Below are 21,167 nucleotides of genomic sequence, written 5' to 3' on the forward strand. Positions count from 1 at the left end.
CGGCAACGCGTGGACCTGCCACAATTCGATATCGCCGGCGGCGAGATTCCATTCCTCCGCCGCGGCATCGGCGGCGTCGCGCAACGCGTCGAGATCGAGCCCGGCACCGTGCGCGATGACCAGGGATTGGCCGCGCAGCGCGTCGGCACGGCCGATCACCGCCAGCTCCAGCGTCTCGTCGCCCATCGCCTTGAGCAGATTCTCTTCGAGGAACCCGGCCGGCACCTTGATGCCGCTGACGTTGATCAGGTCGTCGGCGCGCCCGAGATAGTGGAGATTGCCGTCGCGCATCTCGCCCAGATCGGACGTGCGCAGCCATCCGTCCGCGCCGGCGGTCGGCGTGAGCCCGGCGTCGGTCAGCACGCCATCGGCAAGGTGCGGGCCGGCGATGCAGATCAGGCCGTCCTCGTCGATCCGCAGGCGCACTTCGCCCTGCGGCCGACCGACGCTGGCGAGCGCGTCCGCACTCGCGCCGTCGACCCGCAGGAAGGTGGTGCGCGAGGCTTCGGTCAGCCCGTAATGCTGGACGATCCGCGCGTTGGGGAAGAGGACGGCGATCTGCGCCTTCTCCTCGCCGCTCATATATTGGCTGCCGATCTCGAGCCATTTGAGCTTCGACCCGACCTTGGCGATTTGCGCGCGTTGCTGCAGCACCAGCCGCAGCAGGGTCGGCACCGCCGAAAGCGCGTTGATTTCGCCGCGATCGAGCATCGAAACCAGTTCGTCGATCCGAAAGCCATTTTCCGGAAGGAACGAACGGCCACCCGCCGCCGCGACCGTACGCAGGCGGGCGAGGCCGAACGAATAGGTGAGCGGGACGCCGATATATTCGCGGATCGAGTTATCGATCTCCATCACATCGATCAGGCGCCGGCAGGTATCGGAAATGGCGCGGCGGCTGATGAGGATCGGCTTGGGCTGGCCGGTCGTGCCCGACGAGAAGCTGACCTGCGCGGGGGCGGGATCATCGTCCAGCTCGACCCGGGCATCGAACCAGCCGCCGCCGGGCGCGACGGCGTGGACCGGCGCGTCCTTCAACGCCGCCAGCGGCGGCGGCGCGGCGGGATCGACCGCGACCAGGACCTGCCTGGCGTCCCAGGCCCTTACGACCGCGCGTGCAAAGTCGAGCGAGCTCCGTTTTTCGACGACGAAGGAATCGGTGTCGCTCAAGATCGGCATATTGCTCCCCAACAGTCCGCCCGGCAGCAGCTGCGCCTTAGGGGGATAAGCAGATATGCGCGAAGAAACAAAGCCATCGCGCGGCGACGCCGCCGACCTGCCGAAAGCATTTCAGGTGAAGCGCCGACTCATCCAGCCTCAAGGGTCCCGTGCACATTGGCGGCATTCCGACGCGCCCGGGCGGCCTCCCGATCCGCGAGGATCAAGGCGCGGATCGGGGGACCGGCGACGGCCGGCGCCATCTCGCCGCCCGCCTGCTGTACCGGCACGCGCCGCAACGCCCAGACCGCCGAGCCCAGCGCGCAGATGATGTAAAAATAGGTGCTGGTTTCCCCGCCGAAGCTGGTGAAGGCGATCACCGGAATCATGAAGAGCGCGACCGAAAAGACCAGTGCCCCGGCGTTGCGCCCGATCGGATTGGTGTTGAACCGCGGGCGCGCGGCCAGCATCGCCAGGCACATGGTCACGAACACGCCCGCCAGCCCGATTATGCCCATATAGCCGAGCGTCAGGCCATAACTGATATAGCCATTGACCAGATCGATGATGTGTTGGCCCTGACGCATGTCTTCGAGGTTATCGAGCGCCTTCTTCATGGTCGTGCCGAGCATCGGGTGCTTGTGAATCTCTTCCATGCCGCGCGCGAACAAGCGGACGCGATAGTCGGTCGAGCCGCGGCTGGCGTTACCCTTGCCCATCATTTCCGCCACGAACTGCGAATGGGACGCGGCCACGAGTCCGACGGTGTAGAGCGCCGTCACGACGGCGAACTTGACGAAGAGAGGCCCCCACTTCTTCACGTAGAAATCGAACGCCAGATATCCGATGATGATGCCGAAATAGGCGCCGCGCGAATTGGGCGCGATCAGCCCGACGATCATCACCGCGCAGGCAAAATACCATTTCTGCTTCGTGGGGAAGGCGGAACGCATCGTCAGCATCGCCACTCCGCCCAGCGCCAGGAAATTGCCGAGCGAGGTCGATTCGGGGAAGGTCACCGGCGATCGGATCATACCGCCACGCACCTGCTGGAAGGCGTTGGTCTGCGCGGTGGCATGCAGATTGGCCTCCAGCTGCTTGTACAGCAGCCAGTGGAGATGGGCTTCGCAGGTCGCGACGACCGCCAGCACGAAGCCGCCGAGCGCCAGCGCGAGCATGAATTTGCGCACATCCTCCCAAGAGGTGAGCGCCCGGCTGAGAAAATAATAAGGCAGCACGATGTTCAGCAGGATCGGGATCAGCTGCCGCGTCATCAGGTTGAGATCGGGATCGCGCGCCTGGGAGATTTCCAGCACGACGATAATCATCATCGAGATGTCGAAATGGGCGAGCAGCCGCGGTTTCGGGCCCCGATCGCGGTTGCGCAGATAGGCGACCATCAGGCCGAGCGTGGCAAAGAGATATTTGTTCGCCGGCATCAGATAGGAGCCGTGAAGCGTCATCTTGTAGAAGGTCACCGGCGCCGCGACGTAGACGATGGCGTATAGAGCCGCCGCCCCTCCCCTGCTCTTCGCATAGAGCGGGATCGCCAGGAAAATCGCGAGGTAGAACAGCCAGACGACGTGGCAGAGCATGCCGATGCAGTAGAAACCGACGAAAATCTTGAGCGGCGCGCCTTTCACCCAGTCGGCGTCCTCCCGCTTGAGCAGGTAGGCAAAGGCATGGACTGCAAAGAACAGCAGCACCGCGCCTTTGATCGTCATGAGGAGCTGCGAAAGCATCAGTTCACCGGCCCCGCGGACGCTGGCGCAGAAGCGCCCTGCGCCTGGCGGATCGCTCGCGTCGCATCACCCAAAACCCTCAACGTTGCGCCTGATGCAGCGCATCGCTGACGGCGCGCATCTTGGGCGCGTCGGCCACGGGTTGGCCCAGATATTCGAGCAGGCCCCACGATCCGGTGCCGACGATCGGCTGCACCGAATCGAACATCATGATCGTGTCGCCGAACTTCTCCCGCCACGTATCCAGGTAGCGTTTATAGGCATCGTACATCCGCGGATCGCGCTGGATCAACGGCGGGAGTTCCTTGTCTTTGCGCAGGATGATGTGCTGCCCGGCCTCATAGGCGATATAGCGTTTGCCAAATTTGTACGCGACCGCCTTGGCGTGCCCGGCGGAATCGAGCGCCTTGTCGACCAGGTCGTTCATGCGGGCAAAGGCCTCGTCCGTATTCGTCGGCGGGTTGATGCGCAGATCGAAGCCGAAATAGGGCGCGGTCGCCAGCGCATCGATATGCTTGGCCGTGTCCTTGTAGGCGAGCACCTGGTTGGACCGGTTGGGGCCGTTCTGGCAGTTGGCCACACGGATCAGCTGGCCCGGCCGGTCGGCGAACACTTTGGCCCAGATATCCATCACCTGCGTCAGCTTTTCGGCATAGCGAAACAGCCGGGCGTCCTCGGGGTTGGGCGACAGGCCTTCGTCCACGCCTTCCTGCTTCGCCTGCTTGCTCGCCGGGAATTGCGCGTTCCAGACCTCGTTGCCGGCCTCGACATAGACGTGGCGGTCGCGTGGCAGATGATCGTGCACATATTGCGCGAAGCGGCGGACATAATCGTCGTCGGCATTCCACGGCATGTTGAACCAGGCGTCGGTGTTCGTCTGCGTCGCCAGATCGACCATGTCCTCGACCGAGACACCGTCCTGATCGCGGACCTCGACCGAGCTCGGCGTGTGCCGTGTGCCCCACGTCACCGGCGCATTGTTGTTGGTGTTCTGCCAATCCATGAAGCGGATGACCTTGAACTGGCGAACGAAATCCAGGAAGTGCGGCTCGAACCGGATGTTGCGTGGCATATTGGCCTCGCGGCAATCCAGATCGCGGATCGGGTTGGTCTGGTCGAGCGCGATGATCTTCAGCATGATCAGCGACTTGCCGTAGGATCCGTTATTCACCCAGTGGAAGGTCACGTCGTTGGCGCCGCCGGTATTATTGCCGCGCACGCCGCTGCCCGCGACCTTGATCATGCCGCGACCCGCGAAGGTGCAGCGGATCGTCGCGTCGCTCCCGAAGGCCGGCTGGTTGAGCATGCGGTAAACGGCGATGTCGTTCGGAAGCCGCAACAGGTTGCCGTCCTTGTCGAGCTGATCGGGCGTGATCGGCGGCGGCTTGGGCGCGGCCAGTTGCCAGTTGCTGCCCAGCACCAGGTTCGCGAAAGCGCGCGAGGCGCGATAGGGCGCGGGCGAGCTTAGATTTATGCCGATCGTGGTCGGCGGCACGGGAAGGCTGGCCGCGGCAGCCAGGCCACTGCCCGCCGCCGCCACGCCCGCAGCGGCCGCGGCCCGAGTCCATTTGCCGTGGCGCATATGATGCTCCCGATACAGTCTTGCCGATACCAGGGCCACGCAGACCAAGGCGACACCGACAGCCAACAGCCATAGCACGCGCCTGTTCCGCTTCGGTCCGCCAGGTGGGGCCTGGGGGTGCCTGTTCGGTGTCCTGCGCGTGCCGGCCATGGGCGTCCTAGCCGCCGTCTGATGAATTGATCATTGCTCGCGCGGTCCGGCGCTGCCGCCGTGGCGGGCACTGTCGTCGAGCGCCTGACGGAAAAGCGGCCACAGGCTGGCGGCATAGCCGCTCGACAGATGATCGTGGTCGGCAAAGATCGAGCGGCCATCTTGGATATAATCGCACCGCCCGTTGGGGCACATCATCCGGTCGATCCAGACCGGGGTCACGCCCGGATCCTGCGCCAGATCGGTCATCGCGGCGCGGACATTCGCCACCTCGATCAGATATTCCTCGTGCGTGACGGAGGTGGGATGCTTGACCCGGCCGTAGAAAAGCAGCTCGCGCGAACCGACGCCGGCGACGTCGTAGCCCGGAATCGGGATCGCGCTGACGATGATCACCTTCTTGCCCGCCTGGCGCAGCCCCGCCACCAGCGCCCGCAGCCGCTGGACCGCATATTGATAGCGTTCGGACGGCTGCGGCGTGAGCCCCGTGTAGCGCGCGCCTTCGTCGCGATATTCCTGCCAGCTTTCGGCCACGATCACGGTGCTGGCGCGAGAGGCGATGATCCGCGCATAATTGGCACGCTGGACCTCGCCGCAGGCGGGCGTCATCGCATCGCCCAGCACGGGCGCACAGCCATAGGAATAGACCAAAAGCCCCGTCCGGTCGCCCAGCGCCTGGCGTAGCGCGGGGGTGTACATCTGGGCGTGGCTGTCGCCCCACAGGATGACGTCCGCATCCTCGGCGCGCTTCGAAGGCAGGTTGATCGGACAGGCCAGCGCGTTGCCGAAGCGGACGAAGCTGGGCAGCGGACATTTCCACGTCCGGTCCGACGCATCGTTGAGCCGCGCCACCGCTGCCGGAACACGGCCGGGCAGACCATGCGTCTTCATCATCAGCGTGGCCACGGCGAGCAACAGAACCGATCCCACCGCCGACCAGATCCAGATGGTGCGATCCGAGACCGAGGCGCGGCGGAACGGCCGTTCGACGAAGCGCCAGGACAAAGTCGCCAACACGAAGGCTGCGGCCACGGCCGCGATCGCCTGCCCGGGCGTGAGCGGATCATCGATCGCCCAATAGCGAGCGAAGGCCAGCACCGGCCAATGCCACAGGTAGAGCGAGTAGGAGATCAGGCCGACGAAGACGATCGGCTTCCACGACAGGATCGGCGAGACGAGATGCTTGCCGCCTGACCCCGCATAGATGACCGCCGCCGCGCCGAGGACCGGCGCGACTGCGCCCAGACCCGGGAAGGGCAGCGGCAGCAGGGTCGTCGCCATCGGCAGCAGGATGCCGGCGAGACCCGCCAGCCCGACGATCGACCGCGCCCACCAGCGCGAAAGCGGCGGAATCACGCCGGTTGCGAGGATCGAGCCCGCCAGCAATTCCCAGGCGCGGAACGGCACGAGGTAGAAGGCGATCGTGCCGTTACGATGCGCCACCGCATAATAAGCCGCCACGAACGACGCGAGCGCGAGCAAAGTCAGCAGCAGCGCGAAGATTCGCCCCCGCACGCGGACGATGCGCACCAGCAGCGGGAAGAAGATGTAGAATTGCTCCTCGACACCAAGCGACCAGGTGTGGAGCAGAGGCCAGGTTTGCGTGCCGTGCGCGAAGTAGTTGGACATGCGCCAGAAGGCGATGTTCGACGCGAACAGCAGGGTGGCGTCGGTCGTCCACGCGGTCCGCGAAAGATCGTGCGGCAACAGCATAAAGACGCCCGCCGCCAGCACCGCCGCCAGCATCACGAACAAGGCCGGCAGGATGCGGCGTGCGCGGCGCTGATAGAAGCGGATGATCGACGTATCCTTCATCAGGATACCGGTGATCAGATAGCCCGAGATCACGAAGAAGACGTCGACGCCCATGAAGCCGGCCGGAAACGAGACCAGCTCCGCGTGGAACAGGACGACGGCAACGACGGCAATGGCGCGGAGCCCGTCAATGTCCGGGCGGTAGCGGATAGGATGTGGTTCGCCGCTCACGCACTGCCCCAAGCTCGGATACGCGGTGGGCTTAACCGCCCCCCTCTGCCGAAACAAGCGGCGCGATAGCAACGATCATGCCTTGGTCGATCCAGGCTGATTCAGCCTGGATCGTGAATCAAGGTATCAACCAATGAATAGAGCCTGATTCACGTCATCAGCGGAAGCGCATAGCGCTTCCACCAACGACGATCAGGCTCTAGCGGTCGTGCTCCGTTCGAGCCGGGGCCAGCTCGCGACCAGCCAGGCACCACAGGTCAGAAGACTCGCCATGCCGAGCATGGTGAGCTGCAGCCGGTCCTGCGGCGCGGCCGCCACGCCCGGAATATGGAGCAGCAGCACGAAGGACGACATCATCAGCGCCTCGATCGTCGCCGCGATCCGCACGCGCAACCCCGCCAGCAGACAGAGGCCGGTCAGCGCATGGATCGTACCGGTCAGGTAGGCGATCCCCAGGCGCTGCGGCAGCCAGGCGGGCACCATCTGCGCGGTGAAATCGGCATAGACGAAGTGCGACACGCCGAAGATGACGAGGCACAGGCCGAAGCCGAGGCGAAGCGCGAGCGCGCGGCGGTCGCTGTCGAAACAGCCGGTCAGCGTCGCGAGGCCAAGCGCGTTGGCCGACGCCTCGCCCAGGCCGAGCAGGGCCCCCGTGTCATGCGCGATCACCACATGCGGCAGGTGGAGCAGCAGCGCCCACAGACCGATCCATCCCGAGGCCAGCATCGCGGCCTTCGTGCGCCATTGCGGCAGGAACAGGCCGAGCCCGCCGAGGATCAGGATGATGCCGGAGAGAAATGCGAACGGGACGGTCCACGACGCGCCCGCGGGGGTCGGCTGCCAGGTCATCAGGCTGTCGCGATAGACGAGGTTGAGGATGCCCAGAAAGACCAGCACGATGCCGGCGACGATCGTCGCGGCCTGCCTCACTTTGTCCATATCGCTCCCCTTATCGATCCGGCCCTTTGTCCCGCAGGGCCCGCGATATCCTAGCGCAATCCAGCGTCCGTTTGAATCGGCAAGCTATGGACCAGTCGCATCCAGGCGATATGGACCAGCCATCCGGACGCCAGGCCGCGGCGTTACAGTTCGCGCAGCGTCCGGTGCACCGTCGCGGGGATGCGGAATTTCATCGGCGTGCGCGCGTCCCGGATCGCGATGGTCGTCTGGTTTTCCTTGAACGCCGGGAAGCGGGCATAGACGAATTGCGCGACCCGGCTCTTGAGCGAGCGGATCGGCAAGGTTTCGCCCAGGCTGAAATAATATTGGCGTGCGATCCGATAGCCGAGCCGCTCGAGCATCCGCCGCACCTCGGGCGCGGTATATTCCCGCCAGTGCCCGTTCGCGATTTCGGAGCTTTTCGGGTCGAGTTGCGAAAAGAAGCTGTCGACCGAAACCCCGATCGAATGCCCGATCGCCAGCGCCTTGCGGTTGTAGATGCTCGCCATGTTGGGCAGCGACAGATAGAAAACCGAATTCGCGCTGCCGACGCGGTTGATTTCCTTGAGCAAGGGCAGCGGGTTGAAGTTGAGGTGTTCCAGCACCTCGCACATGATGACGACGTCGAAGCTTTCGTCGTCGAACGGCAGCACGAATTCCTCCAGCCGCACGCCCCTGGTCGCGACCTTGTGCCGGCCGAAGCGTTCGACCTGCGCGGGCAATTCGATATATTCGGGAATGTCGGCGGCGGTGACCGCATAGCCGAGATCGGCCAGCGCCATGCACACGACGCCGAAGAAGGCCCCGATCTCCAGCACGCGGACCGGGCCGCCTTCGGGCGGGCGATGGTCGAGAATGTCGCGAACGGTGCGGACATATTCGTGGCGATGCCGCGCCACATAATCCGATTCCTCGGCGGCACCGCCTTCCACCAGCACGAGATCGAAGCCGATCAATTCCGCGATGGCCTTGTCCACGGCCGCAGCCGCGCGCGCTTCGCTCATTACCCGCTCCCCATTGCCGGAAAGGACCAATGTATCGGCAGCCGAAGGGGGGTCAAGGACGCGGGCAGGAAAAGCGCCGGCCCGGGCGGGACTTACGGCTCAGCGTTCGAACCCCTGGTCCTGGACCTTGTTCTCGCCACCCGTCCCGGCGGTGCCGGCGAAGTCGCCCGGACTGTCTTCGACATTCTCTCGGCCCGGGTCGGTCGGGGGGCTCACCTGCTCGGGCGAATCGGATGGGCCGTCGGGATCGGAATCGGGGTGTGCGTCGGGTTGGCTGGCCATGGTCTCTCTCCTTGTTGCCACATCAACGAACCGCCGTCCGACCGGCTCCCTCTTGTCCTTGCCCTCCCGCGCCTGCTGCTATAAGCGCCCCGCTTTCCGACAAGCGTGCCGCGGGCGTGGCGGAACTGGTAGACGCGCTGGATTTAGGTTCCAGTATCGCAAGATGTGGGGGTTCGAGTCCCTTCGCCCGCACCAGCCCGAACATGCCCACCGCATCCATTTTTCGAAGGCTTTGAGTAAGCGACCATGCAGACTGTCGAGACGTTGAACGAGGGCCTCCGCCGCTCCTACAAGCTCACCATTCCCGCGAAGGATATCGCGGCGAAGGTCGACGCCGAAGTGAAGCGCGCCGCGCCGACCATCAAGATGCCCGGCTTTCGCCCCGGCAAGGTTCCGCCGAACCTGATCAAGAAGATGCATGGTCCGGCGCTCGAGCAGGAAGCGCTCAACACCGCCGTCCAGGAAGGCGTGCAGTCGCTGATCAGCGAGCAGGGCCTGCGCCCGGCGATGCAGCCGCAGGTCGCGCTGGATGACGATTATGCCACCGGCAAGGACGTCGAGGTCAAGGTCGACCTGGAAGTGCTGCCGAACGTGCCGACCCCGTCGATCGACGGGATCAAGCTTGAGCGCCTGACGGTCGAACCGAGCGCGGCCGAAGTCGACGAGCAGATCAACCGCTTCGCCGCCCAGCAGAAGAGCTTCACGCCCGCCAAGAAGGGCCATCCCGCGGTCGAAGGCGACCAGGTGATCGTCGATTTCGCCGGCAAGACCGCCGACGGCGTCGCTTTCCCGGGCGGCACCGGCGAGGACATGGCGGTCGAGCTCGGCTCGGGCCGCCTGATCCCCGGCTTCGAAGCACAGCTGGAGGGCGTTAAGATCGGCGAGAGCAGGACGCTGAACGTCACCTTCCCCGCCGATTATGGCGAGAAGAGCCTGGCCGGCAAGCCCGCGACCTTCGACATCACCGTCAAGGAGATCAAGGTTCCGGGCGACGCGAAGATCGACGACGAATTCGCCAAGGGCCTCGGCCTCGAAAGCCTCGACAAGCTCAAGGAGCTGTTCAAGGGCCAGGTCGAGCAGGAGCTGAACGGCCTCACCCGCACCTACATGAAGCGCAAGCTGCTCGATCAGCTCGCGCATGGCCACGACTTCCCGGTTCCGCCGTCGATGGTCGAAGCCGAATTCGCGCAGATCTGGAGCCAGCTCGAGCACGAAGCGAGCCATGAGGAAGATCCCGCCGCCGCGCTCGCCGAGATGGAGAAGGACAAGGACGATTATCACGCGATCGCCGAGCGCCGCGTCCGCCTGGGCCTGCTCCTGTCGGAGATCGGCCGCCAGCACAATGTCGAGGTGACGCAGCAGGAAATGCGCATGCTCGCGATGCAGGCCGCGCAGCAATATGCCCCCAAGGACCGCGAGCGGTTCATGGAATATGTCCAGTCCGACCCCGTCGCCGCCGCACAGATCCGCGCGCCGCTATACGAGGACAAGGTCGTCGACTTCCTGTTCGACAAGGCCGAAGTGACCGACCGCGCCACGACCCGCGACGAGCTCGAGGCGGCGATCGAATCCGAGGATGACAGCATCGGCGGCCACGTCCACGGCCCGGACTGCGGCCATGATCACCACGATCACGACCATGACCACAAGCCGAAGAAGGCCGCCGCCAAGAAGGCTGCGCCTGCCGAGGACGCCGCGCCTGCCAAGAAGCCGGCTGCGAAGAAGGCTGCGCCCGCGGAGACGGCCGAGAAACCCGCCGCCAAGGCCAAGGCTGCTCCTGCTGCCGACAAGGCCGACAAGGCTCCAGCCAAGAAGGCTGCGCCCAAGAAGGCGAAGTAATTATCATCACCCTTCGCGGTGACGATTCAGAGAAGGGCATGGGCGCCAGGCCCGTGCCCTTTTCTATTTCGGCGCGGCGCCATAAGACACGCGCATGAACCCGCGCGTCGCCGTCATCCTCCCCTGCTATAACGAGGAAGCGGCGATCGGCCTGACCGTCGCCGGTTTCCGCGCGGCGCTGCCCGACGCCGACATCTACGTCTTCGACAACAATAGCAGCGACCGCACCGTCGAGGTCGCGGCGCAGGCCGGCGCGATCGTCCGGCGCGAGCCGATGCAGGGCAAGGGCCATGTCGTGCGCCGCATGTTCGCCGACATCGAGGCCGACATCTATGTGATGGCCGATGGCGACGCGACCTATGATCCGGTTGCCGCGCCGGAGATGATTCGCCGCCTGAAGGACGAACATCTCGACATGGTGGTCGGCGCCCGCGCGAGCGAGATCGAAGAAGCCTATCGGCGGGGCCACCGGCTCGGCAATCGGATGCTGAACGGCATCCTCGCCCGTCTGTTTGGGCGCACGTTCAGCGACATATTGTCCGGCTATCGCGTCTTCTCGCGCCGTTTCGTGAAGAGCTTCCCGATCCTGTCGGCGGGCTTCGAGATCGAGACCGAGATCAGTGTCCACGCGCTCGAACTGCGGATGCCGGTCGCCGAAATGGTGACCCAATATGGCGCGCGGCCCGAAGGCTCGGCCTCCAAATTGTCGACCTATCGCGACGGCTGGCGCATCTTGCGCACGATCCTGACCCTGTTCCGGATCGAACGGCCGGTGCTTTATTTCGGCTCGCTCGGCTTCCTGCTCGCGCTGCTGGCGCTGGCCCTCGCCGCGCCGCTGATCGTGACCTATGCCCAGACCGGCCTCGTGCCGCGCTTTCCGACTGCGATCCTGGTGACGGGACTCGCCATCGTCGCCTGCCTGTGCTTTTTCGCGGGCCTGATCCTCGACACGGTGGTGCGGGGCCGGCGGGAAATGCGCAGGCTGGCCTATCTGGCGCTGCCGGCCATTTGATCACCGAATTCCTGTTGCATTGCAGCAAAAACCGACGCTTGAGACTGGGCACCGACTGAACCGAGGGTTTCGATGGCCGACGCTAGCCAGATCAATTTCCTGCCCGCCGAGCTTTCGATCATCGTGCCGACTTTCAATGAGTCGCAGAACGTGCCGCTGCTCGCGGAGGCGGTCGCCAAGGCCCTGCCCGGCGTGCGGTGGGAAATGATCTACGTCGACGACAATTCGCCCGACGGCACATCGGAAACGGTGCGCCAGATGGCGCTGGTCGATCCGCGGATCCGCGTGATCCATCGCCACAATCGGCGCGGGCTCGCCACCGCGTGCATCGAGGGCATCCTGTCCAGCGCCGCGCCCTATGCCGCGGTGATCGACGCCGATCTGCAGCATGACGAGAAGATCCTTGGCGCGATGCTTGAGCGGATCCGGCAGGACAATGTCGATCTGGTGGTGGGCAGCCGCTATGTCGAAGGCGGCGGCGTCGGCGACTGGGACAGCAAGCGCGTGATGGTGAGCAAGGTCGCGACGCGCATGGCGACGCGGCTGACGCGGACGCCGATCAGCGATCCGATGAGCGGCTTCTTCATGGTCCGGCGCGACGCGTTCCTGCGCTCGCTGCCCAATCTGTCCTCGATCGGCTTCAAGATCCTGCTCGATATCGCCGCGAGTGCGCCGCAGCCGCTCCGCGTCGCCGAGGTGCCCTACACGTTCCGCACGCGCCAGCATGGCGAGAGCAAGCTCGATAGCCTGGTGCTGTGGGAATATCTCCAGCTCATCCTCGACAAGGCGTTCGGCCGCTACATTCCGGCCCGCTTCATGAGCTTCGCGATGGTCGGCAGCTTCGGCGTGTTCGTCCACTTCACGATCCTGACGATCATGTTCATGGGCGTCGGCGCGACGTTCGAAGTATCGCAGGCGGCGGCGAGCATCGTCGCCATCTCGAACAACTTCTTCCTCAACAACGCGCTGACCTATCGCGACCAGCGGCTCAAGGGCCGCGCGCTGTTCTTCGGCTGGGTCACGTTCAACCTGGTCTGCGCGACCGGCGCCGCGGCCAATATCGGCGTCGCCGACTGGCTGTTCGGCCGCAACACCTATTGGGTCCTGTCCGCGATCGCCGGCGTGCTCGTCAGCGTTGTATGGAACTACGCGATGTCCTCGCTCTTCACCTGGCGGCGGCGCAGCTAGGTTCTGTTTCAGTTTCACTGAAACAGATGCGGCGAGCGGAAAACAGAGCTAGGAAGCGATCGGATCGTCGGGCGCGCGGCGCGCGGCCTGACGGAGCAGCAGGCAGACGACGCAGAAGGCGATCAGCCCGACATCGCCGGGCTGGCGGAAGCGCCAGCTGCCCCAGCTGATCGCCGCGACCGCGCTCACGAACAAAGGCAGGACCCAGAAGCGCGCGAGCGTGGTGCGCGCGGTGCGCATCGTCGCCAGGCAGAAGCCGGCGAAGACGAGCAGAATGATGGTCGGCACGCTGCCCAGCAGCAATTGCGCCCAACCGTTCCGCGTCAGGGGGTAGAAGCCCCACATGTAAAGCAGCTTGCACGCCTCCAGATGGGCGGCGGCACCGGGGTTTGCCTTGATCCAGGCGATGGCCCGCGTCTTCAGCAATTTGTCTTGCTGATCATAAGGCAGCTTGAGTTCGGCCGGCGTGAGATAGCCGTTGGTCTGGAGCGTGAGCCATTTCCCAGGTCCGATCCAGACGTTGCGGCCGCCGGTGAGCAGGCGGCGCTGCGACCAGGGTTCGAGCAACTTGGGGCTGAGCCCCCCCGCCAGCGTTTCCCCGCCGTTCGACGTGATCAGGATCGGGTGGTGGAAGCGCATCGTCATGTGCGCCGCCCAGGGCAGGGTCGCCGCCGAAAAGGCCAGGGCCACCAGCGCCACGCGCTGCACCGCGCGTTTGAACGCGCCTTCCTCGATCAGCACGATCAGCGCCAGGAAGGGTGTCATGATCAGGTACATCGGCCGCACCTGGGTCGCGGCCGCGAGCAGCAGCCCCGACGCGAGCGCCCACAACCAGTCGTGCGCACCGCGCGGCCGCCCGGTTCGCGCGCCTGGGGGCAGCGCCCACATGGCCAGCAGGAAGACCGGCAAGGCCATCGTCTCGCTGTAGAGCGACACGCCGTAATAAACCGCGGGCGGCCAGATCGCGAGCACCAGACCCGCCAGCCCACCCGCCGCGATCGAACCCGTCACCCGGCGCACGACCATCGACAGCAAGGGCGCAGAGAAGGCGTAGAAAGCCGCCACCGCCACCTGGAGCAGCACGAAATTGGTGCTGAACGAGCGGACGCCCGCGATCAGCAGGGGGAAGGCGAGCGTACGACGCGCGGTAAGCTCGAGCGTGCCCGCAAGCAGCCCGCTCGCCATATTGTAATATTCGAGCTCGTCGGCTTCGAGCTGCGCGGGCGCGGCGCGGAATTTATAGACGAAGCCGAACACCAGATCGACGACCAGGCTGACCAGCAGGAGCCCGAGGAACAGGTTGCGCGGGGTGATCCAGGCGGGCAGCCTCGCGTCGAAACTGGCGGCCAGGTCGATCGGCCGCTCCGGATCGCGGTTGCGCGCTTCGTCACCCGTCATAGAGGCTCCCAAGGACCGTCAGGCCGATAGCAGGCCATCTTAACTTTTGCCGTGCGACACAAGCGCTTTCCGGACAGGCCGGCCTCGCGCCGCGCCGCCCGGCCCGCACTGCAACCTCCCCCCTTGAACCAAGTGGCGGGAAGGCCGATGTTGGCCCGGACCAAGCCAGAGGATCTGCTTTTCCATGACTGACCACGCCGACATCATCGCAGGGCTCGTGCCGATCGTTATCGAGCAGTCGAACCGCGGTGAGCGCAGCTTCGACATCTATTCCCGCCTGCTGCGCGAGCGGATCGTGTTCGTGACCGGCCAGGTCGAAGACCATATGGCCTCGCTCATCACCGCCCAGTTGCTCTTCCTCGAGTCCGAGAACCCGAAGAAGGACGTCTTCATGTACATCAACTCGCCGGGCGGCGTGGTGACGGCCGGCCTCGCGATCCACGACACGATGCAATATATCCGTCCGCGCGTCGGCACGGTCTGCATCGGTCAGGCGGCGTCGATGGGCAGCTTCCTGCTCGCCGCCGGCGAGAAGGGCATGCGCGTCGCGCTCACCAACAGCCGCATCATGGTGCACCAGCCCTCGGGCGGCGCGCAGGGCATGGCGGCGGATATCGAGATCCAGGCGCGCGAGATTCTGCGCATGCGGCATGCGCTGAACACGCTCTATGCCAAATATACCGGCCAGACGATCGAACAGATCGAGCACGCGATGGACCGCGACAAGTTCCTCGAGGCGGAAGAGGCCAAGACCTTCGGCATTATCGACGAGGTATTCGACAAGCGCCCCGCCCCGTCCGAGGAAGCCCAGGCGGCGTGAACTCTAGCGGCCGGCGCGTCGTGACGGCGCGCCGGCCGTTCGGATCCGCGTGATAGGGGACGCGCCGGACATGATTACCGTCGAACAGCGGGCGATCGGGCGCGACAATAATTTCAATTTGCTGCGCATGATCGCCGCGACGGTCGTGCTTGTCTCGCATGCCTGGCCGTTGACCATGGGCATGCACGCGATCGAACCGCTCTACACTCTTACCGGCTACAAGCTCGGCACGACCGCCGTATCGGTCTTTTTCGCGATTTCGGGCTTCTTCATCACCAAGAGCTTCGCCAACCGCGCGTCGATCGGCGATTTCGTGCTGGCCCGCGTCGCGCGCATCTATCCGGGCCTGATCGCCGTGCTGCTGCTGACGATGCTGGTGCTCGGCCCGATCTTCACCACGCTGCCGCTCGGCGTCTATTTCAGCGACATCCACACCTGGGCCTATGTGCCCGTCAACCTCACGCTCAAGAAGATGATGTGGGGCCTGCCGGGCGTATTCGCCGGCAATCCCTATGGTCATGCCATCAACGGGTCGCTGTGGACGCTCTACTGGGAGGTGTGCTGCTATGGGCTGGTGGTCGTGGCGGGCCTGATCGGCCTTAGCCGCCCCGCCTTCATGCCGCTGATCCTGGCGGTCGCGATCGGGGCGACTTTCCTGGTTCCCCAGGCCGAGGCGGGGAGTCTGCTGCGTTCGGCGGCCACGCTGTCGCTGCCCTTCGCGATCGGCGCCGCGGTCTATGTCTATCGCCGCTGGGTGCCGGTCAGCGGCTTGCTGGTATTGCTGTTGTTCGGACTGGCCGCTTTTGCGTTCGGCACCATCCTCTATCCGATGATGCACGCCTTTGCGGTGGCCTATGCGGCCCTGTGGCTGGGCTTCGCCGACATTCCCGGGATCAAGGCCTATAACCGGTTCGGGGACTTTTCGTACGGGATGTATATCTATGCCTTCCCGGTCGAACAGGCGATGATGGCGCTGTTCCACGATATGAAATCATGGCCTTTGATCCTGGCGAGCTTCCCGCTAACGCTCTTGCTCGCGATCGCGTCCTGGACCTGGATCGAATCTCCTGCCCTGAACCACCGCCACATACTGGTCGCGCGGCTGCGATTGCGACGAAAGCGGCAGGACAGCCATTAAGGCGTGCAGGGTGCGCGTCTTGTAACTGCGCAACCGCAACCAAATATCGGTCACGCAGACGGTAACCCGACAGCAAGGCCTGATGGTTTAACTTGAAAGCCTTGCCGCTCGCCGGGAGCAAGGTAGGATGCCTACCGACTCGGGCGGCCGAGAATGAAGGACGATATGACGAAGCTTAGCGGCGGCGATTCCAAGAGCACACTCTACTGCTCGTTCTGCGGCAAGTCGCAGCACGAGGTGCGGAAGCTTATCGCCGGGCCGACCGTGTTCATCTGCGACGAGTGCGTCGAGCTGTGCAACGACATCATCCGCGAGGAGACGAAGGCCACCTTCGTCAACCGCAAGGATGGCGGCGTGCCGACTCCGCAGGACATCAATTCGCACCTGGACGATTATGTGATTGGCCAGAAGCAGGCCAAGCGCGTGCTCTCGGTCGCGGTCCACAACCATTACAAGCGGCTCAACCACGGCGCCAAGGGCGCGGACGTCGAGCTCGCCAAGTCGAACATCCTGCTGGTCGGGCCGACCGGCTGCGGCAAGACTTTGCTCGCGCAGACGCTCGCCAAGACGTTCGACGTGCCGTTCACGATGGCCGATGCGACGACACTCACCGAAGCCGGCTATGTCGGCGAGGACGTCGAGAACATCATCCTCAAGCTGCTCCAGGCTAGCGACTATAACGTCGAGCGGGCGCAGCGCGGGATCGTCTATATCGACGAGATCGACAAGATCAGCCGCAAGGCCGACAATCCCTCGATCACGCGCGACGTGTCGGGCGAGGGCGTGCAGCAGGCTCTGCTCAAGCTGATGGAAGGCACCACCGCCTCCGTTCCGCCGCAGGGTGGCCGCAAGCAGCCGCAGCAGGAATTCCTGCAGGTGGATACGACCAACATCCTGTTCATCTGCGGCGGCGCATTCTCGGGCCTCGAAAAGATCATCGGCGACCGCCTGCAGGGCAAGTCGATCGGCTTCGGCGCATTCGTCGCCGCTCCAGACGAGCGCCGCACCGGCGAGGTGCTGCGCCAGTGCGAGCCCGAGGATCTGCTGAAGTTCGGTCTGATCCCCGAATTCGTCGGCCGCCTGCCCGTCATCGCGACGCTCGAGGATCTGGACGAGCCGGCCTTGGTCAAGATCCTGTCCGAGCCGAAGAATGCCCTGGTGAAGCAGTATCAGAAGCTGTTCGAGATGGAGGGCGTGAAGCTTTCCTTCAACGACGAGGCTTTGTCGGCGGTCGCCAAGAAGGCGATCCTGCGCAAGACCGGCGCGCGTGGCCTGCGTTCGATCCTCGAAGGCATGCTGCTCGACACAATGTTCGACCTGCCTTCGATGGACGGCGTCGACGAGATCGTGATCGACAAGGACGTAGTCGACGGCCGCAAGGACCCGATCCGCGTCTTCGCCAAGAAGAAAGAAAAGGCCGGCGGCGACGCCGCCTGACGAATCCCCTTGGCGTCCCTATATGGGCCGCCAAGGAGTGATTCATGTCTGATCCCACTGTCATCTGCAGCTACGCCCGCACCCCGATGGGGGGCTTTCAGGGCGCGCTTTCCGGCGTTTCCGCGACCGAGCTCGGCGCCACCGCCGTCAAGGCCGCGGTCGAGCGTTCGGGCGTCGATCCAAACAAGATCGACCGCATCTATATGGGCTGCGTGCTGCCCGCCGGGCTCGGCCAGGCGCCCGCGCGCCAAGCCGCGCTCGGCGCGGGTCTGCCGCGCTCGGTCGAGGCGACCACGGTCAACAAGATGTGCGGATCGGGCATGCAGGCCGCGATCATGGCCGACGAGGCTTTGCGCGCGGGTTCGGTCGATATCGTCATCGCGGGCGGCATGGAGAGCATGACCAACGCGCCCTATCTGCTGCAGAAGCATCGCGGCGGCGCGCGCATCGGCCATGACCGGATCATGGATTCGATGATGCTCGACGGGCTCGAGGATGCGTACGAGCCCGGCAAAGCGATGGGCGTGTTCGCCGAGGAAACCGCGCGCGAATATCAGTTCACGCGCGAGGCGCAGGACGCGTTCGCGATCGAAAGCCTGCGCCGCGCCAATCAAGCCATCACCAGCGGGGCCTTCGCGGGCGAGGTGGTGCCGGTCACGGTCAAGAGCCGGGCAGGCGAGACCGTCGTCGAGCAGGACGAGCAGCCCGGCAAGGCCAAGCCGGAAAAGATTCCCTCGCTGAAGCCGGCCTTCGATAAGGACGGCACGATCACCGCCGCCAGCTCCGCCTCCATCTCCGACGGCGCCGCGGCGCTGGTGCTGGCACGCGAGAGTGTGGCCCGGGCGCAGGGCCTGGGGATCGAGGCGCGCGTGATCGCGACCGCGGCGCATGCGCATGAGCCCGCCAAATTCACCACCGCGCCGGTCCACGCGATCCGCAAGGCGCTCGACAAGGCCGGCTGGGCCGTCGCGGATGTCGACCTGTTCGAGGTCAACGAAGCGTTCGCGTCGGTGACGATGATCGCGATGCGCGACCTCGGCATCCCGCACGACAAGGTCAATGTGAATGGCGGCGCGACCGCGCTCGGTCATCCCATCGGCGCATCGGGCGCGCGCATCATCGCGACTTTGATCGCGGCGCTGAAGGCGCGCGGTCTCAAGCGCGGGGTCGCGGCGCTCTGCATCGGCGGCGGCGAGGCGACCGCGTTCGCGCTGGAGATCGCCGAATGAAGGTAGAGGGTGGCTGCCATTGCGGGCTGGTGCGGTTCGAGGTGACGCTGCCCGACGCCAAGGTGCGGATCGACGATTGCGATTGCTCGATCTGCAGCATGACCGGCTATCTCCACCTGATCGTGCCCGAAGACAGCTTCCGCCTGACCGAGGGCCGGCGCGAAACCACCACCTACTGCTTCGGGACCGGCGCTGCGCAGCACATCTTCTGCAGCCAGTGCGGCATCAAGAGCTTCTACAAGCCCCGATCCCACCCGCGCCACGTTAGCGTCAATTTTCGCTGCCTGGATGAGGACCATGACCTGGAGCCGGTGATCACGAAGTTCGACGGACGGAACCATCCCGGAGCGGTTGCGTAACGACCTTGCTTGGCGCGGCCCGCAACGAGCGGTACACCGGCGGCAGGAGAGAACATAAATGAAGCCAGCCGCCATCGACGTGGGTGAACGCTCCCCCCTTCGCCTCGTCATCCTCGCGTCGACGCTCGGCACCGTGTTCGAATGGTACGACTTCTTCGTCTACGGCACGCTCGCCGGTGTCATCGGCCAGAACTTCTTCCCCGCCGGCAATGCCGCGGTGTCACTGCTGATCACGCTCGCGACCTTCGGCGTCGGCTTCGGCATGCGGCCGGTGGGCGCGGTTCTGTTCGGGGTGCTCGGCGACAAGCTGGGCCGCAAATATACGTTCCTCGTCACGGTCGCGCTGATGGGCGGCGCCACCGCCGGCGTCGGCCTGCTACCAACCTACGCCTCGATCGGCATCGCCGCGCCTCTGCTGCTGGTGCTGCTGCGCGTGGCGCAGGGGCTCGCATTGGGCGGCGAATATGGCGGGGCGGCGATCTACGTCGCCGAACATGCACCCCGCAAGAAGCGCGGTTTCTATACCAGCTTCATCCATGCCGGCGTGGCGGGCGGCTTCCTGCTCAGCATCGGCGTCGTGCTCGGTGCAAGCCACGTCGCCACGGCGCAGGAGTGGGTCCGCTGGGGCTGGCGCATCCCGTTCCTGTTCAGCCTGGTCTTGCTCGCCATTTCGCTGTGGGTGCGGCTGATGCTGCACGAGAGCCCGGTGTTCCGCACGATGCAGATCGAGGGCAAGATCGCCAAGAACCCGCTCAAGGAAAGCGTCGACAGCTGGCCCAAATGGCGCAAGCTGCTGGTCGTCCTGTTCGGCGTAACGGCCGGCCTGACGGTGATCTTCTACACCGCCCATTTCCAGTCGCTCTATTTCATCCAGAACGCGGTGCGGATCGACGATACGCCCGCGCGGCTGATCGTGGGCTTCTCCGCCTTGCTCAGCATCGGCTGGTACATCTTCTTCGGCTGGCTGTCGGACAAGATCGGGCGGCGGCCGCCGATCATCACCGGCTATGTGCTGATGCTGCTGCTCGCCTTCCCCTTGTTCAGGATGATGCAGGCGAACGGCAATCCCGATCTGGTCGCCGCGATGGCGCGCGCGCCGGTGGTGGTGCGCGGCAGCGACTGCACCTTCAATCCGCTCGCGGCGCACGGCCAGACCACGCCATGCGGGCGCGTACTCGACAGCCTGTCCAAGCGCGGCATCACCTACAAGAAGGTCCAGATCGCCGCGGGCGCGCCGATGGTCACGATCGGCAGCAATGTGCTCGCCACAACCGACGATGCCGCGATCGAGAAGGCGCTCGCCGACGCGGGCTATCCGACCGGCAAGGTCACGCCGCCGCTGCACAGCGCTTTGAAGGTGGCGTTCGCGATCATCGCGGTCGCGTTCATATCGGGCATGACCTACGGCCCAGTCGCGGCGCTGCTGGTCGAGATGTTCCCGGCGCGGGTGCGCTACACCTCGCTGTCGATCCCCTATCATATCGGGTCGGGCTATTTCGGTGGCTTCCTGCCCTTCATCAATCAGTACATCGTCGCCAAGACCGGCGATCCGCTCGCCGGCCTCTGGTATACGATCGGCGTGACCGCGATGGCGCTGTTGATCGTATCCTTGGCGGTGCCCGAGACATCCGGCAAAGAGCTGGAATGACTAGGGCACGAACTCATGACCGGCAGCGCCCGGGACGGAGCGCATTTTTTCGCACAGGTAGGAGCAAGGAGGGAGCGATGGAGATTCATCGTGACCGACGCGCGACGCCGCTGTGCGGAAAAATGCGCCCGCCGCTTCGCGGTCGCTTGGAGAAGGCTTCCGGCTACGTTGCTTGCTTGCGCGTAGTATCGACTACGCGACTGCGCTGCGCGCCTTGCCGGCAGCCTTCTCCAAGCGATCACGGGTGCTGCCGGCC

Annotated in this window: 17 protein-coding genes and 1 tRNA gene; 10 read left to right on the top strand and 8 right to left on the bottom strand. The window is 65.0% G+C overall.

What is annotated here, in order from left to right:
- The 7 genes from VK533_RS04245 to VK533_RS04275 all read right to left on the bottom strand — a co-directional run.
- A partial coding sequence (locus VK533_RS04245) for a class I adenylate-forming enzyme family protein (protein ID WP_324375321.1) occupies positions 1–1,179 on the bottom strand: 1,179 nt, incomplete at its 3' end.
- A 128-nt stretch (positions 1,180–1,307) separates the two neighbouring features.
- On the bottom strand, positions 1,308–2,882 hold the full coding sequence (locus tag VK533_RS04250) for an O-antigen ligase family protein (RefSeq protein ID WP_324375323.1): 1,575 nt from the start codon (positions 2,880–2,882) through the stop codon (positions 1,308–1,310).
- A gap of 97 nt (positions 2,883–2,979) precedes the next feature.
- Entirely contained in the window at positions 2,980–4,482 is a 1,503-nt protein-coding gene (locus VK533_RS04255; RefSeq protein ID WP_324375325.1) for a hypothetical protein, read from the bottom strand.
- Between the two features lie 180 nt (positions 4,483–4,662).
- Positions 4,663–6,618: an acyltransferase family protein gene (locus VK533_RS04260; RefSeq protein ID WP_324375327.1), complete on the bottom strand. Its 1,956-nt coding sequence runs from the start codon at positions 6,616–6,618 to the stop codon at positions 4,663–4,665.
- A 192-nt stretch (positions 6,619–6,810) separates the two neighbouring features.
- The gene (locus tag VK533_RS04265; protein WP_324375329.1) at positions 6,811–7,557 is read right to left on the bottom strand and encodes a DoxX family membrane protein; all 747 of its coding nucleotides are present in this window, start codon (positions 7,555–7,557) and stop codon (positions 6,811–6,813) included.
- 143 nt (positions 7,558–7,700) lie between these two features.
- Positions 7,701–8,561 carry a class I SAM-dependent methyltransferase gene (locus tag VK533_RS04270; RefSeq protein WP_324375331.1) on the bottom strand — a complete coding sequence of 287 codons (861 nt, stop codon included), beginning with the start codon at positions 8,559–8,561 and terminating at the stop codon, positions 7,701–7,703.
- Between the two features lie 99 nt (positions 8,562–8,660).
- Positions 8,661–8,843, bottom strand: coding sequence for a hypothetical protein (locus VK533_RS04275; RefSeq protein WP_324375333.1), 183 nt, complete (start codon positions 8,841–8,843; stop codon positions 8,661–8,663).
- A gap of 110 nt (positions 8,844–8,953) precedes the next feature.
- Here VK533_RS04275 and VK533_RS04280 point away from each other — a divergent pair.
- The 4 genes from VK533_RS04280 (at position 8,954) to VK533_RS04295 (ending at position 12,882) form a co-directional block, all read left to right on the top strand.
- A tRNA-Leu gene (locus VK533_RS04280) sits at positions 8,954–9,038 on the top strand.
- A 51-nt stretch (positions 9,039–9,089) separates the two neighbouring features.
- Complete coding sequence (tig, locus tag VK533_RS04285; protein ID WP_324375335.1) at positions 9,090–10,682, top strand: trigger factor; 1,593 nt, start codon at positions 9,090–9,092, stop codon at positions 10,680–10,682.
- 94 nt (positions 10,683–10,776) lie between these two features.
- Complete coding sequence (locus VK533_RS04290) at positions 10,777–11,694, top strand: glycosyltransferase family 2 protein (protein WP_324375337.1); 918 nt, start codon at positions 10,777–10,779, stop codon at positions 11,692–11,694.
- Between the two features lie 72 nt (positions 11,695–11,766).
- On the top strand, positions 11,767–12,882 hold the full coding sequence (locus VK533_RS04295) for a glycosyltransferase family 2 protein (RefSeq protein ID WP_324375339.1): 1,116 nt from the start codon (positions 11,767–11,769) through the stop codon (positions 12,880–12,882).
- 48 nt (positions 12,883–12,930) lie between these two features.
- Here the strand turns inward: VK533_RS04295 and VK533_RS04300 are convergent, their stop codons facing one another.
- A complete protein-coding gene (locus VK533_RS04300; RefSeq protein WP_324375341.1) occupies positions 12,931–14,280 on the bottom strand; it encodes a hypothetical protein in 1,350 nt (449 codons plus the stop codon).
- A 184-nt stretch (positions 14,281–14,464) separates the two neighbouring features.
- Between VK533_RS04300 and clpP the strand changes: the two genes are divergently transcribed.
- From clpP to VK533_RS04330, 6 genes are all read left to right on the top strand, one after another.
- Complete coding sequence (gene clpP / locus VK533_RS04305; RefSeq protein WP_324375343.1) at positions 14,465–15,100, top strand: ATP-dependent Clp endopeptidase proteolytic subunit ClpP; 636 nt, start codon at positions 14,465–14,467, stop codon at positions 15,098–15,100.
- 70 nt (positions 15,101–15,170) lie between these two features.
- Positions 15,171–16,238, top strand: coding sequence for an acyltransferase (locus tag VK533_RS04310; RefSeq protein ID WP_324375345.1), 1,068 nt, complete (start codon positions 15,171–15,173; stop codon positions 16,236–16,238).
- A 165-nt stretch (positions 16,239–16,403) separates the two neighbouring features.
- A complete protein-coding gene (gene clpX, locus VK533_RS04315; RefSeq protein WP_324375347.1) occupies positions 16,404–17,675 on the top strand; it encodes an ATP-dependent Clp protease ATP-binding subunit ClpX in 1,272 nt (423 codons plus the stop codon).
- A 44-nt stretch (positions 17,676–17,719) separates the two neighbouring features.
- A complete protein-coding gene (locus tag VK533_RS04320) occupies positions 17,720–18,904 on the top strand; it encodes an acetyl-CoA C-acyltransferase (protein WP_324375349.1) in 1,185 nt (394 codons plus the stop codon).
- Positions 18,901–19,263, top strand: coding sequence for a GFA family protein (locus VK533_RS04325; RefSeq protein ID WP_324375351.1), 363 nt, complete (start codon positions 18,901–18,903; stop codon positions 19,261–19,263). Before VK533_RS04320 ends, VK533_RS04325 begins: the two co-directional genes overlap by 4 nt.
- A gap of 58 nt (positions 19,264–19,321) precedes the next feature.
- Positions 19,322–20,911 (top strand): MFS transporter, encoded by a 1,590-nt coding sequence (locus tag VK533_RS04330; RefSeq protein WP_324375353.1) that lies wholly within the window; start codon positions 19,322–19,324, stop codon positions 20,909–20,911.
- Positions 20,912–21,167 lie beyond the last annotated feature (256 nt).

The organism is Sphingomonas sp. (genome assembly GCF_035317925.1).
In the GTDB taxonomy this organism is placed as follows: domain Bacteria; phylum Pseudomonadota; class Alphaproteobacteria; order Sphingomonadales; family Sphingomonadaceae; genus Sphingomonas_I.

Excerpts from the sequence above, each read along its gene's own strand:
- VK533_RS04250 (WP_324375323.1), bottom strand. The coding sequence starts at position 2,882 with ATGACGATCAAAGGCGCGGTGCTGCTGTTCTTTGCAGTCCATGCCTTT.
- VK533_RS04255 (WP_324375325.1), bottom strand. The coding sequence starts at position 4,482 with ATGCGCCACGGCAAATGGACTCGGGCCGCGGCCGCTGCGGGCGTGGCG.
- VK533_RS04265 (WP_324375329.1), bottom strand. The coding sequence starts at position 7,557 with ATGGACAAAGTGAGGCAGGCCGCGACGATCGTCGCCGGCATCGTGCTG.
- VK533_RS04270 (WP_324375331.1), bottom strand. The coding sequence starts at position 8,561 with ATGAGCGAAGCGCGCGCGGCTGCGGCCGTGGACAAGGCCATCGCGGAA.
- VK533_RS04275 (WP_324375333.1), bottom strand. The coding sequence starts at position 8,843 with ATGGCCAGCCAACCCGACGCACACCCCGATTCCGATCCCGACGGCCCA.
- tig (WP_324375335.1), top strand. The coding sequence starts at position 9,090 with ATGCAGACTGTCGAGACGTTGAACGAGGGCCTCCGCCGCTCCTACAAG.
- VK533_RS04290 (WP_324375337.1), top strand. The coding sequence starts at position 10,777 with ATGAACCCGCGCGTCGCCGTCATCCTCCCCTGCTATAACGAGGAAGCG.
- VK533_RS04295 (WP_324375339.1), top strand. The coding sequence starts at position 11,767 with ATGGCCGACGCTAGCCAGATCAATTTCCTGCCCGCCGAGCTTTCGATC.
- VK533_RS04300 (WP_324375341.1), bottom strand. The coding sequence starts at position 14,280 with ATGACGGGTGACGAAGCGCGCAACCGCGATCCGGAGCGGCCGATCGAC.
- clpP (WP_324375343.1), top strand. The coding sequence starts at position 14,465 with ATGACTGACCACGCCGACATCATCGCAGGGCTCGTGCCGATCGTTATC.
- VK533_RS04310 (WP_324375345.1), top strand. The coding sequence starts at position 15,171 with ATGATTACCGTCGAACAGCGGGCGATCGGGCGCGACAATAATTTCAAT.
- clpX (WP_324375347.1), top strand. The coding sequence starts at position 16,404 with ATGACGAAGCTTAGCGGCGGCGATTCCAAGAGCACACTCTACTGCTCG.
- VK533_RS04320 (WP_324375349.1), top strand. The coding sequence starts at position 17,720 with ATGTCTGATCCCACTGTCATCTGCAGCTACGCCCGCACCCCGATGGGG.
- VK533_RS04325 (WP_324375351.1), top strand. The coding sequence starts at position 18,901 with ATGAAGGTAGAGGGTGGCTGCCATTGCGGGCTGGTGCGGTTCGAGGTG.
- VK533_RS04330 (WP_324375353.1), top strand. The coding sequence starts at position 19,322 with ATGAAGCCAGCCGCCATCGACGTGGGTGAACGCTCCCCCCTTCGCCTC.